Genomic DNA, 16,025 nt, shown 5'->3' with positions numbered 1-16,025 from the left:
GAACCGACGTCAAGTAAGGGCCGACAGGTCCAGTAGGGTGCCCGCATGAGCGCAGAGCGAGGGGGAGCGCGGACCTCGGGGGAGCGGACCCGGCGCAGGCTGAGCACCGAGGAGCGGCGGGAACAACTGCTCTCCGTCGGGGCCCGGCTGTTCGCGCAGGACCCGTACGACGACGTCTGGATCGAACAGGTCGCCGAGATCGCCGGTGTCTCCCGCGGCCTGCTGTACCACTATTTCCCGACCAAGCGGGACTTCTTCGCCGCCGTGGTCCGGCGCGAGAGCGCCCGTATGCTGCGGCTGACCGCCGCCGTGCCCGGCCTGCCGGTACGCGAGCAGCTCGGTACCGGTCTGGACACCTTCCTGGAGTACGTCGCCGCGCACGCGCAGGGTTTCCGGGCCTTCCACCGGGCGGAGGCGGCGGGCGACCCCACCGTGCGCGCCGTGTACCGGGAGGGGCTCGCCGCCCATGAGGAACAGATCCGGGCCGCCCTCGCCGCCGACCCCCGGCTCGTGGACCGGCTCCCCCCTCCGGCCGTGCTCCGCCTGGCTGTTCGCGGCTGGCTCGCCTTCCTCGTCGCGGTCTGCCTCGACTGGCTCGACGAGCCGCGGCTGACGCGGGCGGAAGTGCGCGATCTCTGTGCGCGGGCGTTGCTGGGGGCGCTGGAGGTCTGACGGCCTCCGGTGCCGCACGGCCGGGTGTCCGGGGGCCGCCGCTCGCCGCCGTGCCCGGTGCCCGCCGCGCGGGTGGGCCGCCCCGCCCGGCGCCCTGCCGCCCTCCCCGTCAGGTAACAAGGGAGCAAGAGATAGCAAGGAAAACTTGCAAGGCTTCCTGTCTAACTCGTACGGTGGAGCCATGCCAGGAACGCAGGGACCCGCGGCCGCGGAGCCGCCCACCGAGCGGCTCGCCGCCGATCTCGCCACCGTCGTCGGCCGGCTCTCGCGCCGGCTGCGCACCGCGTCGCCGGACAGCCTCCTGACCCCGACCCAGCGCACGGTCCTGGGCCGGCTCGGCACCGAGGGGCCCGCGACCACCGCCGCGCTGGCCCGCTCGGAGTACGTCCGCCCCCAGTCCATGCGGCTGACGATCGGCGCGTTGGAGGAGCGGGGCTTCGTGACGCGCTCGCCCGACCCGCACGACGGGCGCCAGTCCGTCATGTCGATCACCGACGAGGGCCGCGCCACCCTCGCCTCCGTCCGCGCCGCCAAACACGGCTGGCTCACCCAGGCCCTCACCGCCGAACTCGACGAGGCGGAGCGGCGCACGCTGGCCGAGGCGACGCTGCTGTTGGAGCGGCTGGTGCAGAAGTGAGCGGTGACGCGGGCGATACCGGTGCCGTTCGCGCCGGTGGTGACGCGAGTGACGCCCGCGCTGTCCGCACCGGTGGTGCGGACTGCACCGCCGCTGTCCGCGCCGGCGCCGCCCGCGAGCAGGCCGCCGATCCCGGCTCCGCCCACGACCACACCGGATTCCCCGCCCGGCTCACCGCCCCGCTGCTGCTCGGCTCGGTGCTGAATCCGCTCAATACCACGATGATCTCCACCGCCCTGGTGGCGATCGGGCACGACTTCGGGATCGGGGCCGCCGACACGGCCTGGCTGATCTCCGTCCTCTATCTGGCCAGCGCCGTAGCCCAGCCCGTGCTCGGCAAACTGGCCGACGCCCTCGGCCCGCGCCGCGTCTTCCTCGCGGGGCTTGTCGTCGTCTGCGCCTCGGGCGTCGTCGGCACGCTCGCCCCCGGTTTCGGCTGGCTCATCGTCTCCCGGCTGCTGCTCGGCATCGGCACCTCCGCCGCCTACCCCGCCGCCATGGCCGTCCTGCGCGACGAAGGGCGCCGAGTGGGGCGCCGCCCGCCGCGACCCGTCATGGCGCGGCTCTCCTTCGCCGCGCTCGGCAGCGCCGCCGTCGGCCCCACGCTCGGCGGCCTGCTCGTCACCGTCGTCGGCTGGCGCGGCATCTTCGCGGTGAACGTGCCCGTCGCGGCCATCGCCTTCGGCTGCGCGCTCCTCTGGATCCCCGCCGACCTCCCGCGCGCCACCGCCACCGCGGGCGAGCCGGCGCCCCGGCTCGCCCTCGACCCCCTCGGCATCGGGCTGTTCACCACGGCCCTGACCGTGCTGGTCTTCTTCCTCCTGGACCTGGCCCATCCCCTGTGGTGGCTGCTCGCCCCCTTCGCCGTCCTCACCGCCGCGCTGGTGGGGTGGCAACTACGCTGCCGGACCCCGTTCATCGACGTACGGATGCTCGCCGGGAACGGCCCGCTCGCCCGCACCTACCTCCGCCACGGCCTGAGCTACCTGCTCATCTACTGCGTCATGTACGGCTACACCCAATGGCTGGAGGAGGGGCGCGGCTACTCGTCCGGGCACACCGGGCTGCTCATGCTCCCGATGTCCGTGGCCGCCCTGGTCTGTTCCCTGCTCGGCGCCCGCACCAAGGGCATCCGCGCCCCGCTCACCGTGGCCTGCGTCCTGCTGACCGCCGGTGCGGGCCTGCTCACCGTGGTCTCCGGCCACACCCCGCTCGTGGTCCTGCTCCTCGCGGGTGCCTGCTTCGGCATCCCGCAGGGGCTCATCGGCACCAGCAACCAGGCCGCCGTCCAGGAGTACGCGCCCGCCGCCGACATCGGCGCCGCCGCCGGGCTGCAACGCACCGCCCAGTACATCGGCGCCATCACCGCCTCCAGCCTGATCGCCCTGGCCTACGGACAGCGCGCCGACGACAGCGGCCTGCACCTGATGGCGGGCGCCTCCGTCGTCCTCGGCGGCCTGCTCGTCGTCGTCACCCTGACGGACCGCGCCCTGCGCCGGGCCGCGCGGTAGCGGCCCCGCCGGTTGCGGCGGCCCGGTTCCGCCGGATCCGGTGCGGTAGTGTGACCGGGTCCGACAGCGTCACGTGGAACCGAGGAGGTGAGTCCGATCACTGCTGTGTCAGGTCGGGAGCTCCCTTCTCCTGTCGTCCGGACCGTCCGCGCCCGTTGAGCGGGACGGCGCCCGTCCGGCGCCCCGGGAGCCCCTACGGCTTCCCGAGAGGTCATACATCAGCCATGTCGCTTCCCTCGTCACCGCTTCCGCCGTCGCCCCTTTCTTCGGCGCCCCGTCACCCCGCCGCCGACCCCGCGTGGATCGTCACGGCCCTGCGCCGGGCCGGCTGCGTCTTCGCCGAGGACGAGGCGCGGGTCCTGCTCGCGAGCGCCCAGGACCCCGCCGAACTCGCCGCACTGGTCGAGCGCCGCGCGGCCGGGCTCCCGCTCGAACACGTCGTCGGGTGGGCCGAGTTCTGCGGACTGCGCGTCGCGGTCGACCCCGGCGTCTTCGTGCCGCGCCGCCGCACCGAGTTCCTGGCCCGGCAGGCGCTGGAGCTGATGCCGCCGGACGCGGTCGTCGTCGACCTGTGCTGCGGCAGCGGCGCCGTCGCGGCCGTCCTCGCCGGGCGGCGCCCGGCGCTGTTGCACGCGGCGGACCTGGACCCGGTCGCGGTGCGCTGCGCCCGGCGCACCCTCGCCCCGCTCGGCGGCGAGGTCCACGAAGGCGATCTCTACGACCCGCTCCCCGCCGAACTGGCGGGCCAGGTCGACATCCTGGTCGCCAACGGCCCGTACGTCCCCACCGGCGACGTACCGCTGCTGCCGCCCGAGGCCCGCGACCACGAGCGGCGCATGGCCCTGGACGGCGGCGCCGACGGCCTCGACGTCCTGCGCCGCGTGGCCGCCGGGGCGCCGCGCTGGCTGGCGCCCGGCGGCCGGCTGTTCGTGGAGACCAGCGAACGCCAGGCGGAGGCCGCACAGGCAGCCGTGCACGCCGCCGGTCTGCGCGCGCGGGTGACCCAGGACGACGACCTCTACGCCACGGTGATCATCGCGACGCGCCCCTGAACCCGGCTCAGGCCCCGTAGGTCACCCGGACGTCCTTGAACCCCAGGGACGTCAGCAACCCCCGCAGCATGTCGGTCGTGTTGCGCTCCGCGCGGCCGGTCAGTCCGCTGTCCTGCGCCGCCTCGTCGATGTGGCGGGCGGCGAGCTTGCGGACGGCCCGCTCGTCGTTCGGGTTGTCGGAGAACAGGTCGCCGAGCCGGTCGAGCAGCCCCCGCTGCTTGGACACGGCGTAGGACCGGTCCGTGTCGAGCGCGGGGCGCCCCAGCCGGGCGTGCGGCAGCTTCAGCGTCGCCGAGGTCCGGGCGTCGTTGACCCGCACGTCACCGGAGCCGAGCTTGCCGAGGTCCACGTACGCGTCCACGGTGCCGGCCCCGATGTACAGGGTCCGGGTCCCGCGCAGCGCGTCCGGCAGGTACTTGGTGTCCTTCTCCAGGTCGACCACGACCTGGAAGTTGCCGGACGCGGCTTGGTAACGGCTCAGGTCCCGCACCGACTTGAGCAGCGCGGGGCCCGACCGGTCGTGCGTCTCGGTGCCGAACACGTCCAGCCGGTCCACGAGGCGCAGCCCGGTGAACACCAGCGCCAGGACCACCACGAGCACACCCACAAGCTTCGCCCACCCGGGCAGCGACGCAGCCCTCGACGTCATGTCGGCTCCTCCTCGGTCCATCCCTGAGAGCCCTAGTTCCACCGTATCGGCCGCTCACTCCTGAGGCCGCGCCCCGGAACCTCGCAGCGGGCGGTCGCCCGCCACCCGGGACCACCACACCCCCTCGCCGCGCGTGAGCCCCGGCAGGGCCCGCTCCATCTCCGGCACCCTGCGTGCCGTCAGCCGGCCGGTGATCACCCACGTCTCCCGGCCGCCCGACGTCGACCCGAACTCCGCACCCAGCGCGGCGAGGTGTGCCGTGACAGCGGCGAGCGCGTCCAGCGGCACCTCCGCCTCGAACGCGTGCGTCGGCTCGTACACGACGGTCCCGGCCCGCTCCAGGGCCCGCCGCGCGACGAGCGCGGCCACGCTCCGGAAGTCGGCCGCGACGCTCACCGGGGAGTCGAATCCCGAGCGCACCATGGTGATGTGACAGTCCGTCACCGGCCAGCCCCGGAGGCCGTCCCGCGCCAGCGTGGCGAGCGCCGTGTCCGCGACAGCCTGGTGGAACGCCCGGGGCAGGGCGCCGAGTTCAGTCTCGTACGAGAAGACCCGGCCCGAGCCGCGCGGTCCCGGTTCGACGCGCAGTCCCACGGTGGCGGGCAGCCCGGTCGTGCTGCGGTGGCCCATCTCCTCGACGGCCACCCCCGTGCCGAGGGGGCGCTCCACACAGCGGACGCGGCTGGGTGCGAACTCCACCGCGATGCCGAACTCCTGCGCCAGCGTGGCCTCCAGCACCTCCTTCTGCACCTCCCCGTACAGCAGGAGCGAGGTGGTGCCGTCGGGCTCCGGGCTCGCGTGGAGCAGCGGGTCCTGGTCGGCGAGGTCGAGCAGCGCGGCGCGCAGGGCGCCGCCCTGCCCGGGGTGGACGGCCCGCGCCAGCGTCTGCAGGGTCGGCGGCGCGAACCGGGCGTGCGCGCCGGGGAGTTCGCCGATCCGGTCGCCCACGCGCAGCGCGGCCGTGCCCCGGATCTCGGCGATCTGGCCGGGCCCCGCGGTCTCCCCGGCGGCGCCGACGACCCGGACGCCGGTGAGCCGTCCGGCGATCCGCTCCGTGCCGCCCTCGGCGTCCCGCCGCAGGAACACCACCTTCTGACGGGCCCGGACCGTACCTTCGTACAGCCGCAGGCTGCCGGTCCGCTCCCCGCCGGGGCCGCGCCGTACGGCGAACACGGTGCCCGACGGCCGCGCGGCGGCGGCCCCCGGTTTGGCGGATGCGGGAACGAACGTCCGTACGGCGTCGATCAGTCGGGGTACTCCCTGGCCGCCGATGGCCGAGCCGAACAGGACGGGGTGCACGGTGCCGTCGCCGGTCCGCGCCACCAGCGCCGCCCAGACCGCGTCGGCATCCGGTGCCCGCCCCTCGACCAGCGCGGCCAGCACCGTCTCGTCGACCTCGGCCAGCGCGTGCGCGGCTGCGTCCCGTACCGCCGGGTCGGTCAGGTCGCGGGCGGTGACGGCAGCCTCCGGTGTGCCGGCGCCCCGCACGTCGGTGAGGGCGACTACGTGCGGGGTGAGGCGGCGCCGGATGTCGTCGAGGAGCGGCGCGGTCCGCGCGCCCGCCCGGTCGATCTTGTTGACGAACAGGAGCGTCGGCAGGCCGAGCCGGCGCAGCGTCTTGAGCAGCACGCGGGTCCGCGCCTGCACGCCCTCCACCGCGGAGATCAGCAGGATCGCCCCGTCGAGCACGTCGAGGACCCGCTCGACCTCGGCGACGAAGTCGCTGTGGCCGGGCGTGTCGATGAGGTTGATCTGTGTGTCGCCGACGGTGAGGGCGGCGACGGCCGAGCGGATCGTGATGCCGCGCTGCCGCTCGATCGCGCCGGTGTCGGTGCGGGTGTCACCGCCGTCGACGCTGCCGAGCCGGTCGATGGCGCCCGCGTCGAACAGGAGCCGCTCGGTGAGGCTGGTCTTACCGGCGTCGACGTGGGCGAGAATGCCGATGTTCAGGGTCGTGCGTACCTGCGGGGTCTGCATGGCTGGTCGAGTCCTCGAGAGCGGGGGTCCGGCGGGGTCGCTGAACTGCTTCGAGGAATCGGCGCATGCGGGTCTCCTGAACGGGCGAGGACGTGTCCCGGTCATGGTGCCCCGCGGGCCACCGCCGGGCGCAACTCATTTACCGCGCGGCCGGGAAGCGGCGCACGTACCGCTGCTGCCAGGGTGTCTCCACGGCGCGCCGGTGGTAGTGGCGGCGGACGTACGCGACCGCGTCGGCGGGCGGCACTCCGTCCAGGACGGCCAGGCAGGCGAGCGCCGTCCCGGTCCGGCCGCGCCCGCCGCCGCACGCCACCTCCACCCGTTCGCCGGCCGCCCGCCGCCAGGCGTCGAGCAGCACGGCCCTGGCCGTCGCGGTGTCGGCGGGCAGCCAGAAGTCCGGCCAGCGCAACCAGGTCACGTCACCGGACAGCTCCGGTGGCCGGCGGCCGAGGAGGTGGACGGCGTACGTCGCCGGGGGGCCCGGCGGCCGCGGCGCGCGCAGCCCGCGGCCCCGCACGAGCCGTCCCGAGGGCAGCCGCAGGACACCGGGGCCGTCCGGCTGCCAGCTCATCGCGCGTCCCGCGCGGCGCCGAGCAGGAACTGCGCGAGCCGGCGCGCCCGCCCGAAAGCGTCGGGAAAGACGTCGAGCCCGTCCGAGACCAGCGCGCCCTCGTGCAGCATCATCAACGAGCGCCCGAGCTCCCGTGCCGCGTCCGGCGCCACGTCCCCGGCCAGCCGGGTGAACAGCTCCAGCATCCACTGCTTCTGCCCGCTGATCACCGCGGACGCGGGGTGGGCCGGATCGCTGATCTCGGCGTGCGCGTTCACCATGCTGCACCCCTTGCCGCTGTTCGACGCCATCCACTCCTGGGAGGCGTCGAAGACCGCGAGGACCCGCTCCACCGGGGAGAGCGCGGCCGGATCGTGGTGCCCGGCGAGAAAGGCCCGCCAGCGCGCGTCCCGTGTCGCCAGATAGGCGACGACGATCTGCTCCTTGGAGCCGAACCGGTCGTAGAGCGTCTTCTTCGTGACACCCGCCTCCGCCGCGATCAGATCCACTCCCACGGCATGGATGCCGCGCTCGTAGAACAGCCGCGAGGCGGTCTCCAGGACGCGGCGGGCCGCCGGGGTCAGATCGGGGCGGTCGGGATCGACCGCCACCTGCGAGGGGGCGGGGGTGGCCGGGTTCGGGGACGTACACATACCCCCAGAGTAGACCGATCTGTATAGTGAGGGCTACTAAACAGATCTGTATACCTGATCCCGACCGGTGAGGCGGTGTCCGCACCATGAACGTCCTGCTGTCCCTCGGATTCGTCCTGACCTGGAGCTCCGGCTTCATCGGCGCCAAACTCGGCGCGGGCGACGCGAGCGCCGTGACCACGCTGATGTGGCGGTTCCTGCCCCTCGCGCTCGTCCTCGGCGCGGTCGCCGCGACCGCGGGCCGGCGCTGGTGGCGCGGGCTGACCCCGCGCGACATCGGCCGCCAGTGCGTCGTGGGCGCGCTCTCCCAGAGCGGCTATCTGCTGACCGTCTACTACGCCATCCAGCTCGGCGTCTCCAGCGGGACCACCGCCCTGATCGACGGCACCCAGCCGCTCGTCGCGGGCGCGCTCGCCGGACCGCTGCTGCGCCAGTACGTCACCGCGCGGCAGTGGCTCGGCCTGTGCCTGGGCGTGGCCGGGGTCGTGGTCGTCACCACGGCCGACGCGGCGGCCGTCACCGGCGTCGCCGGCTGGGCGTACGCCATCCCCTTCCTCGGCATGCTGGCCCTGGTGGCGGCCACCTTCGTGGAGAGCCGCTCCGCCACGCGTGTCGAGCCGATGGCCGCGCTGACCGTGCACTGCGCCACCAGCGCGGTCGTCTTCACTGCCCTCGCCGTCGCCGCGGGCGAGGCGGCGCCGCCCGCCGCCCCGTCCTTCTGGCTCGCGATCGCCTGGCTGGTGGGTCTGTCGACGTTCGGCGGCTACGGCCTGTACTGGGTGGTGCTGCGCCGGCGCGGCCTGACCCAGGTCAACGCGCTGATGTTCCTGATGGCACCGGTGACCGCGGTGTGGGGCGCGCTCATGTTCGGCGAACCGTTCGGCGTGCGCACCGCGCTGGGCCTGGCCCTGGGGCTCGTCGCCGTCGCCGTCGTGCGCCGCGGCGCCACGCACCGGCCGGCGCACGGCTCGGACGGCTCAGACGGCACGGACTCCCGGGCGCGCGCGCACGCGGGCGCTCACTACTGACCCGTCGCCGCCGGGACCAGATGCCGGTTGGGGCGTACCGCCGCCTCCGCCAGTTCGGGCACCTCCGCCACGACGACCCCGGCCCCGGCCAGCACCCCGATCCCGTCGGCGCCCGGCACGAACGTGTCCGGCTCCCGCCACGCCGTCACCACCCGGCGCACCCCCGCGTCCACGATCAGCCGCGCGCACGGCCGCGGCCGCGACGCGCGGCGGGCGCACGGCTCCAGGCTGCTGTAGACCGTCGCCGCGGCCAGGCGCGGATCGCCGCCGGCCAGCTTGGCGAGCGCCGCCTCCTCGGCGTGCGCCACCGGGTCGCCGGCCTCCCGGGAGTGGCCCCGCGCCAGCTCCGTCCCGTCGGCCGCGACGATCACCGCGCCGACGCTGAACGCCGTCGCGGACGGCGGGCACAGCGCGGCCAGGTCGCAGGCGGTCCGCAGCCAGTGCCGGTCCGCCGCCGTGGCCGCCTCTCCGGTGCCGGGCACGGTCGGCGCGTACCGCGTGACGATCACATCGCCCACCCGCTCCGTGTCCAGCACCCGCATCCGGCCGCGCGGCCCGCCCGGATAGGCGCCGGGTCCGAACAGCCGCGGCGCGTCCGGCTCACCGACCACCAACGGCGCGACGGCGAGCCGCAGTTCGTCCGCGAAGCCGGACTGGAGCAGTTGCGTGTGCACGCGCGCCCCGCCCTCGACCATCAGCCGCCGGGCGCCGCGCGTCCCGAGGTCGTCCAGGAGCGCCGCCCAGTCCACGGCCGGGCCGAGCGCCACCACCTCGGCGGCGCCGCCGAGCCGGGCGCGGGCGAGCCGCGCGCCCTCGTCCGTCGTGTAGAGCAGCCGCTCGCCGCCGGTCCGCCAGAACGGATCGCCCGCGTCCAGGTCGCCGCCGCCGCTGACCGCCACCTTCAGCGGGAACTCCGGCCGGCCGGCGCCGGTGCGCTCCGCCCGCCGCCGCGGGGAGTTGACCAGCAGCCGCGGCCGGTCCGCGCGCAGCGTCCCCGCCCCGACGAGGACCGCGTCGCTCGCCGCGCGCTCCGCGTCGACCCGGTCGAAGTCCTCGGGGCCGGACAGCAGCAGCCGCTCGGGCCCGGTGTCGTCGAGGCAGCCGTCGAGCGACACGGCAGCGGACAGCAGCACGTAAGGGCGGGGCATGGCGACTCCGGGGGCGGTGGGACGTACGGTCCGACCCTACCGAGGCGCCGGCGGCGTCCCGTCACCGAACGGGCGCCCGCCGAGCCGCTCCCGGCCGTGCGGCGTCCGCCACCCCGAAAGATCCGGTCCCAGCGGCACGATCGCGGTCGGATTGATGCCCGTGTGCACCTGGTAGTAGTGCCGCTTGATGTGGTCGAAGTCGACGGTGTCACCGAACCCGGGGGTCTGGAACAGGTCCCGCGCGTACGCCCACAGCACCGGGTCCTCGGTCAGTTTGTTGCGGTTGCACTTGAAGTGGCCGTGGTACACCGCGTCGAAGCGGACCAGCGTCGTGAACAGCCGCACGTCCGCTTCCGTGAGCGTGTCACCGACCAGATAGCGCTGCCCGGCGAGCCGCTCGGAGAGCGCGTCCAGGCGCCGGAAGACCGCCTCGTACGCCTGCGCGTACTCGCTCTGGTTCGTCGCGAACCCGGCCCGGTACACGCCGTTGTTCAGGTCCTGGTACACCTCCTCCATCACCGTGTCGATCTCCTCCCGCAGCGGCTCGGGGTACAGGTCGGGCGCGCCCTGCCGGTGCAGCGCCGTCCACTCGGTGCTCAGGTCGAGAGTGAGCTGCTGGTAGTCGTTGGTGACCAGCTGCCCGGAGGGGACGTCGACGATCGCGGGCACGCTGACACCGCCCGGATAGTCCTTCTCCCGGGCGTCGTACGCCTCACTGAGATAGCGGATGCCGAGGACCGGGTCGCGGCCGTCCGGGTCCAGCGTGAACCGCCAGCTGCGGTCGTCCTGGATCGGGTCGGTCACCGCCAGCGGCAGGGCGTCCTCCAGGCCGAGCAGCCGGCGTACCACCAGGGCACGGCTCGCCCATGGACAGGCCAGGCTGACGACGAGCCGGTACCGGCCCGCCTCCACCGGCCAGCCGTCGCGGCCGTCCGCCGTGATCCGGTCCGCGAAGTGGCTGCGGGACCGCTTGAAGCCCTTCTTGCCGAGCGCTTCGTTGCCGTTCATGAGTCATCCTCCGTTGCCGGGTCCCTGTACGGGCTTCGGTGTCGAGCCTTCCCCACGTGGGCCGGGTCTGGAACGCGCCCGGTCCACCGCGGCGCGCGGGCGACGGCCGGGGACCGGTGAGAGGCTCGGAAGGGCCCGGAAGATCTCCGGGGTGCGGAGGCTGACCGCACGGAGCACGGAAGGCGCGGGCATGACCCTCACCGGCACCTGCCTCACCGTGGACGACGGCCGCGCCGCCGTCCGCCTCACCCGCACGTACGCCCGGCCCCGCGAGCGCGTGTGGGAGTACGTGAGCGACCCGGCCCAGCTGCGGCACTGGTTCCCGTCCGCGTTCGAGGCCGCGGAGCTGCGCCCCGGGGCCGCGATCCGCTTCTACGACGACCCGCACGCCCCGGACACCGCGGAGGCGACCGGTACGGTCCTCGCCGTCGACGCGCCCCGCCACCTCTCCTACACCTGGGGCGCCGACGAACTCCGGCTCGACCTCGAACCGCTCCGCGACGGCCGTACGCGGCTCACCTTGACCAACGTGCTGGAACGGCCCGACACCGCGGCACGCAACGCCGCGGGCTGGGAGGTCTGCCTCACCGCTCTCGACGCGGCCGACCGCGGCGCCGCCCCGGACGGCGCGCACGCCGGGGCGGTCGCGCCGTGGAAAGAGCTGTACGACGCCTACCGTGCCGCCGGGTTCCCCTCCGGTGCGCCCGTGCCGGACCTGGACGACCTGACCTGAGGAGGCCAGCTCCCGGGCTCCAGCACGCCCGACGCGTAGGCGCGGGCGACCAGTTCGGTCCGGTTCGCCGCGCCCCACCGCCGCGTCAGCCGCCGCAGGTGGTAGGTGACACCGTCGGTCGTCAGCCCCGTCTCCCGGGCCGCGCGCGCCGTCGTCGCCCCCGCGGCGAGGAGCGCGAGGATGCGCTCCTCGTTCGGATGGAGCACCACCGCGGCGGGCTGCGCCGGCGCCGGGACGGCACCCGTCGTCCGCACCATGACCAGCAGATCGGGCAGGGCGTGCGGGGTCTCGCTCACCGGGTCGACCATCAGCTCCCCGCGGCGCCCGGCCCCGTCGGCGCCCGGCCAGGTCACCGCCACCGTGTAGCGCGAGCGGCGCCGCAGCCGCAGCGCCTCGACGATCCGGTCGACCTGCGTGCCGTCGCTCGGGGCGAAGAGGCGCAGCAGCTCACGGCCCCTGAGCCGGCCAGGCGTGGTGCCCCACTCGGCGGCCAGCGCCGCGTTCGCCAGCCGCACCACCCCGTACGGATCGCAGACGGCGACCGGCAGCGGAATGCGGTCGAAGAGAACCAGCGCCCGATTGCGCCACACCACCGCGTCCACGTGCCGCTCCCGCCGCCGTACCCCACCGCCACGGACCGCGACCGGCCCCCGTCCCGCAGGTCGTGCCGGACGCAAGCCCGCCGCGCTCTCGTCCACTACACAATCATGTAGTGCGGTGGCGCCGACCGGCGGGGGAGCGGGCGCAGGCTGGAAGCGCCGATCCCCCCACCCGCGAAAGGCAGTTGCCGCACCATGCCGCACCCCACGCCGCTCCCGCCGTCCGTCACCGACGGCGTACCGCTCGTCGACATCTCCGCCACCGGCCCCGGAGCGGCCCCCTTGCAGCAGGTCATGGGCCTGATGCGGGAGCACGGCCCGGCCCTGGTGCGCCGGCTGCACGGCCGCGACGCCCTCTTCGTCGCCGACCTCGGCCTCGTCACCGAACTCGCCGACGAGACCCGCTTCGGCAAGCACATCGGGCCCGCCCTGGAGAACGTCCGCGCCTTCGCCGCCGACGGCCTGTTCACCGCCTACGACTCCGAGCCGAACTGGGCCCGCGCCCACGACATCCTGATGCCCGCCTTCGCCCTCGGCTCGATGCGCGCCTACCACCCGGTGATGTACCGGGTGGCGCGCCGCCTCGTCGACGCCTGGGACCGCGCGGCCCACGCCGGCCGTCCCGTGGACGTGCCCGGCGACATGACCCGGATGACGCTCGACACCATCGGACTCGCCGGATTCGGCTACGACTTCGGGTCCTTCGCGGGCAGCGAGCCGCACCCCTTCGTCGAGTCCATGGTGCGCTGCCTGGAGTGGAGCATGCGGCGCCTCGCCCGCACCCCGGGCGGCGACCACGCGGCGGCCGACGCCGCCTTCCGCGCCGACGCCGACCACCTCGCCCAGGTCGTCGACGACGTCATCACCGCCCGCGTCCGCGGCGGCGACCGGCACACCGACGACCTGCTCGGCCTGATGCTCAGCGCGGAGCACCCGCAGGGCGGCACCCTGGACGCCGCCAACATCCGCAACCAGGTCATCACCTTCCTGATCGCCGGACACGAGACGACGTCCGGCGCCATGTCCTTCGCCCTGTACTACCTCGCCAAGAACCCCGCCGTCCTCGACCTCGTCCGCCGCGAGGTCGACGGCCTCTGGGGCGGTACGGCCGACCCCGAACCGGACTTCGACGAGGTCGGACGGCTCACCTACACCCGCCAGGTGCTCAACGAGGCGCTGCGCCTGTGGCCCACCGCCGCCGCTTTCAGCCGCGAGGCCCGCGAGGACACGCTGCTCGGCGGACGCATCCCGCTCCGCGCCGGCCAGGGCGTCACCGTGCTCGCCCCGATGCTGCACCGCCAGCCGGTCTGGGGCGACAACCCGGAGCGGTTCGACCCGAACCGGTTCACGCCCGAGGCCGAGGCGGCCCGCTCCCCGCACGCCTTCAAGCCCTTCGGAACCGGTGAACGTGCCTGCATCGGGCGGCAGTTCGCGCTGCACGAGGCGACCATGCTGCTCGCGATGCTGGTCCACCGCTACCGCCTGCACGACCACGTTGACTACCGGCTCACGGTGAAGGAGACCCTCACCATGAAGCCGGACGGCTTCACCCTGCGCCTGACCCCGCGCACCCCGGCCGACCGGTGCCCCGCGCCGCTGCCCGGCCGCGCCGCCGCCGAGGAGCGGGGCCCCGACCCGTCCGGACTGCCCCTGAGCGTGCGGCCCGGCACCCGCGTCCTGTTCCTGCACGGCAGCAACTACGGCACCTGCCGCGACCTCGCCGCACAACTGGCCGACGACGCCGCCGCGCTGGGCTGCGCGACGGACACCGCCCCGCTCGACAGCTACGCGGGCGCGCTGCCCACCGGCCACCCCGTGGTCGTCGTCGCCGCTTCCTACAACGGCCGGCCCACCGACGACGCGCGGGATTTTGTGGCCGCGCTCGACACGGCCCCGGACGGCTCCCTCGACGGCGCGGTGTACGCCGTGCTCGGCGTCGGCGACCGGAACTGGGCAGCCACCTACCAGCACGTCCCCACCCGCATCGACGACCGCCTCGCCGCCCTCGGCGCCGAGCGCCTGTGCGCGCGGGCCGCCGCCGACGCCTCCGGCGACCTGAACGCCGCCGTGCGCACCTTCACCACGGGGCTCCGTGCCGCACTCCTGGAGCGGTACGGCGACCCCGACGCCACCGGGACCCAGCCCGCGCCCGCCGCGGCGTACGAGATCCGCGAGATCACCGGCGGCCCGCTGGCCGGCGCCGCCGCCCGGCACGGGCTCACCGAGCTGACCGTCACCGAGGCCCGCGACCTCACGGCGGCCGGGCACCCGCGCGTCAAGCGGTTCCTGCGGCTCACCCTGCCGGACGGCGTCACCTACCGGACCGGCGACCACTTGAGCGTGCTGCCCGCGCACGAACCCGCCCTCGTCGAGCGGGCCCTGCGCGCGCTCGGCGTCGACCCGGACACCGTGCTCGACATCCGCGCCGGCCGGCCCCGCCGCGACGCCGTCGCCGTGGACCGGCCCCTGACCGTCCGCACTCTGCTCACGCACCACGTAGAGCTACAGCACCGGCCGACGGCCGCGCAGGTCGCCGTGCTCGCCGCCGCCGACCCGTGCCCGCCGGAGGCCGCCGCGCTCGCGGCGCTGCCCGCCGACGACCCGCGGACGTTCCTCGAACTGGTCGAGGACCACCCCGCGCTGCGGTCCACCCTCACCTGGGCGCAACTCCTCGACGTGCTCCCGCCGTTGCGGCCGCGCTCCTACTCGGTCTCGTCGAGCCCCGCCGTCCTCCCGGGCCACGTGGACCTGATGGTGTCGGTCCTGGACGCGCCCGCCGCCCGGGGCCGGGGCCGCTACCGGGGGACGGGCTCCACCCACCTGGCGGCGCTGCGGCCGGGTGACACGGTGCTCGGCCGCGTCCAGCCGTGCCGCGACGCGTTCCGCATCCGCCCCGACGCGCCCGAGCCGGTCGTGCTGATCGCGGCGGGCACGGGCCTCGCGCCCTTCCGCGGCGTGCTCGCCGACCGCCGCGCCCGCGCGGCCGCGGGCGCCCACCTCCCGCCGGGCCTGCTCTACTTCGGCTGCGACCACCCCGACCGGGACCTGCTGCACGCCGGTGAACTGCGCGCCGCCGACGCCGCCGGCGCGATCTCCCTGCGCCCGGTCTTCAGCGCCGCCCCCGCCGACGGGCACACCTTCGTCCAGCACCGCATCGCGGCGGAGGGCGCCGAACTGTGGGCGCTGCTCGGCCGGGGCGCGCGGGTGTACGTCTGCGGGGACGGGGCGAGGATGGCGCCCGGCGTGCGGGCCGCGTTCCGCGCGCTGTACCGCGCGTACGTCCCCGGCGCCGACGAGACGGCGGCAGAGCAGTGGCTCGCCGGGCTGGTCGCCGACGGCCGCTACGTGGAGGACGTGTACGGCGGCTGACCGGGCCGGGTAGCCCGTTCGGCGCAGTCCCGCTGCACTCGCGGGATCGCCCGACCGGACGCAGAATCAGTTCTATGTCCCTTTTGTCCGCGGGTGTGACGTGGCTCGGACTCGGCCTGACGCTCGGCACGGCCGGTCTGGTGACCTACGGCCTCGCGACGCTTCCCTGTTCGGGAGGGGTCCGCGAGGAGGACGCGGAGGCGGTCTGCCGCCCGGCGCGGCGCACCGCCGTGGTCCTGGGCGCGCTGGGGCTCGCCGCGGTCGTCGTGGGCACGGTCTGCTTCGTCCTGCACTTCCGGGACTTCCGCTGAGCGCGCCGGGGCGCGAACGCACAAGGAGCGGGGCCGCGGCGCCGACGCGGCCCCCCGCCGCGCCCGGTGAGCGGGCGCGGCTGCCGGGGGGGGGGGGGTTTGATGACAAGGCGGGGGTGGGCGAGAGA

General features: G+C 75.1%; 15 protein-coding genes. 8 read left to right on the top strand and 7 right to left on the bottom strand.

Annotated elements, in window-relative coordinates; all coding sequences use genetic code 11:
* The first annotated feature begins 45 nt into the window (after positions 1-45).
* The 4 genes from ABZY33_RS30780 to ABZY33_RS30765 all read left to right on the top strand — a co-directional run bounded on the left by ABZY33_RS30780 (position 46) and on the right by ABZY33_RS30765 (position 3,872).
* Positions 46-672, top strand: coding sequence for a TetR/AcrR family transcriptional regulator (locus tag ABZY33_RS30780; protein WP_356494987.1), 627 nt, complete (start codon positions 46-48; stop codon positions 670-672).
* A 181-nt stretch (positions 673-853) separates the two neighbouring features.
* The gene (locus ABZY33_RS30775) at positions 854-1,309 is read left to right on the top strand and encodes a MarR family transcriptional regulator (protein ID WP_356494986.1); all 456 of its coding nucleotides are present in this window, start codon (positions 854-856) and stop codon (positions 1,307-1,309) included.
* A 182-nt stretch (positions 1,310-1,491) separates the two neighbouring features.
* Entirely contained in the window at positions 1,492-2,820 is a 1,329-nt protein-coding gene (locus tag ABZY33_RS30770; RefSeq protein ID WP_356495008.1) for an MFS transporter, read from the top strand.
* Between the two features lie 224 nt (positions 2,821-3,044).
* Positions 3,045-3,872 carry a putative protein N(5)-glutamine methyltransferase gene (locus tag ABZY33_RS30765; RefSeq protein ID WP_356494985.1) on the top strand — a complete coding sequence of 276 codons (828 nt, stop codon included), beginning with the start codon at positions 3,045-3,047 and terminating at the stop codon, positions 3,870-3,872.
* Between the two features lie 7 nt (positions 3,873-3,879).
* Here ABZY33_RS30765 and ABZY33_RS30760 read toward each other — a convergent pair whose 3' ends face one another.
* The 4 genes from ABZY33_RS30760 to ABZY33_RS30745 all read right to left on the bottom strand — a co-directional run bounded on the left by ABZY33_RS30760 (position 3,880) and on the right by ABZY33_RS30745 (position 7,701).
* Positions 3,880-4,521 (bottom strand): DUF4230 domain-containing protein, encoded by a 642-nt coding sequence (locus ABZY33_RS30760; protein ID WP_356494984.1) that lies wholly within the window; start codon positions 4,519-4,521, stop codon positions 3,880-3,882.
* A gap of 54 nt (positions 4,522-4,575) precedes the next feature.
* Positions 4,576-6,498 (bottom strand): tetracycline resistance ribosomal protection protein Otr(A), encoded by a 1,923-nt coding sequence (gene otr(A) / locus ABZY33_RS30755; RefSeq protein WP_356494983.1) that lies wholly within the window; start codon positions 6,496-6,498, stop codon positions 4,576-4,578.
* Between the two features lie 139 nt (positions 6,499-6,637).
* A complete protein-coding gene (locus ABZY33_RS30750; protein WP_356494982.1) occupies positions 6,638-7,069 on the bottom strand; it encodes a protein phosphatase in 432 nt (143 codons plus the stop codon).
* A complete protein-coding gene (locus ABZY33_RS30745) occupies positions 7,066-7,701 on the bottom strand; it encodes a TetR/AcrR family transcriptional regulator (RefSeq protein WP_356494981.1) in 636 nt (211 codons plus the stop codon). The genes ABZY33_RS30750 and ABZY33_RS30745 overlap by 4 nt, the downstream gene beginning before the upstream one ends.
* An 86-nt stretch (positions 7,702-7,787) precedes the next feature.
* Between ABZY33_RS30745 and ABZY33_RS30740 the strand changes: the two genes are divergently transcribed.
* On the top strand, positions 7,788-8,729 hold the full coding sequence (locus ABZY33_RS30740) for a DMT family transporter (RefSeq protein ID WP_356494980.1): 942 nt from the start codon (positions 7,788-7,790) through the stop codon (positions 8,727-8,729).
* On the opposite strand, the gene ABZY33_RS30735 is transcribed toward ABZY33_RS30740, so the two are convergent.
* Both ABZY33_RS30735 and ABZY33_RS30730 read right to left on the bottom strand, forming a co-directional pair.
* Positions 8,723-9,877 (bottom strand): dihydrofolate reductase family protein, encoded by a 1,155-nt coding sequence (locus ABZY33_RS30735; RefSeq protein WP_356494979.1) that lies wholly within the window; start codon positions 9,875-9,877, stop codon positions 8,723-8,725. The genes ABZY33_RS30740 and ABZY33_RS30735 overlap by 7 nt on opposite strands.
* 36 nt (positions 9,878-9,913) lie before the next feature.
* Positions 9,914-10,885, bottom strand: a complete 972-nt coding sequence (locus ABZY33_RS30730) for a glutathione S-transferase C-terminal domain-containing protein (protein ID WP_356494978.1) — start codon at positions 10,883-10,885, stop codon at positions 9,914-9,916.
* Between the two features lie 190 nt (positions 10,886-11,075).
* Between ABZY33_RS30730 and ABZY33_RS30725 the strand changes: the two genes are divergently transcribed.
* Positions 11,076-11,618, top strand: coding sequence for an SRPBCC family protein (locus ABZY33_RS30725; RefSeq protein WP_356494977.1), 543 nt, complete (start codon positions 11,076-11,078; stop codon positions 11,616-11,618).
* Here ABZY33_RS30725 and ABZY33_RS30720 read toward each other — a convergent pair.
* Positions 11,558-12,220: a PAS domain-containing protein gene (locus ABZY33_RS30720; protein WP_356494976.1), complete on the bottom strand. Its 663-nt coding sequence runs from the start codon at positions 12,218-12,220 to the stop codon at positions 11,558-11,560. The two genes, ABZY33_RS30725 and ABZY33_RS30720, sit on opposite strands and share 61 nt — an antisense overlap.
* 192 nt (positions 12,221-12,412) lie before the next feature.
* On the opposite strand from ABZY33_RS30720, the gene ABZY33_RS30715 reads away from it, so the two are divergent.
* Both ABZY33_RS30715 and ABZY33_RS30710 read left to right on the top strand, forming a co-directional pair.
* The gene (locus ABZY33_RS30715; RefSeq protein WP_356494975.1) at positions 12,413-15,586 is read left to right on the top strand and encodes a cytochrome P450; all 3,174 of its coding nucleotides are present in this window, start codon (positions 12,413-12,415) and stop codon (positions 15,584-15,586) included.
* A 74-nt stretch (positions 15,587-15,660) separates the two neighbouring features.
* Complete coding sequence (locus ABZY33_RS30710; RefSeq protein ID WP_356494974.1) at positions 15,661-15,897, top strand: hypothetical protein; 237 nt, start codon at positions 15,661-15,663, stop codon at positions 15,895-15,897.
* Positions 15,898-16,025 lie beyond the last annotated feature (128 nt).

It is taken from the genome of Streptomyces sp. NPDC006552, from assembly GCF_040611655.1.
GTDB lineage: Bacteria > Actinomycetota > Actinomycetes > Streptomycetales > Streptomycetaceae > Streptomyces.
Note: the sequence above shows the minus strand (reverse complement) of the source record. Positions and strands in the feature narration are given on the sequence as shown.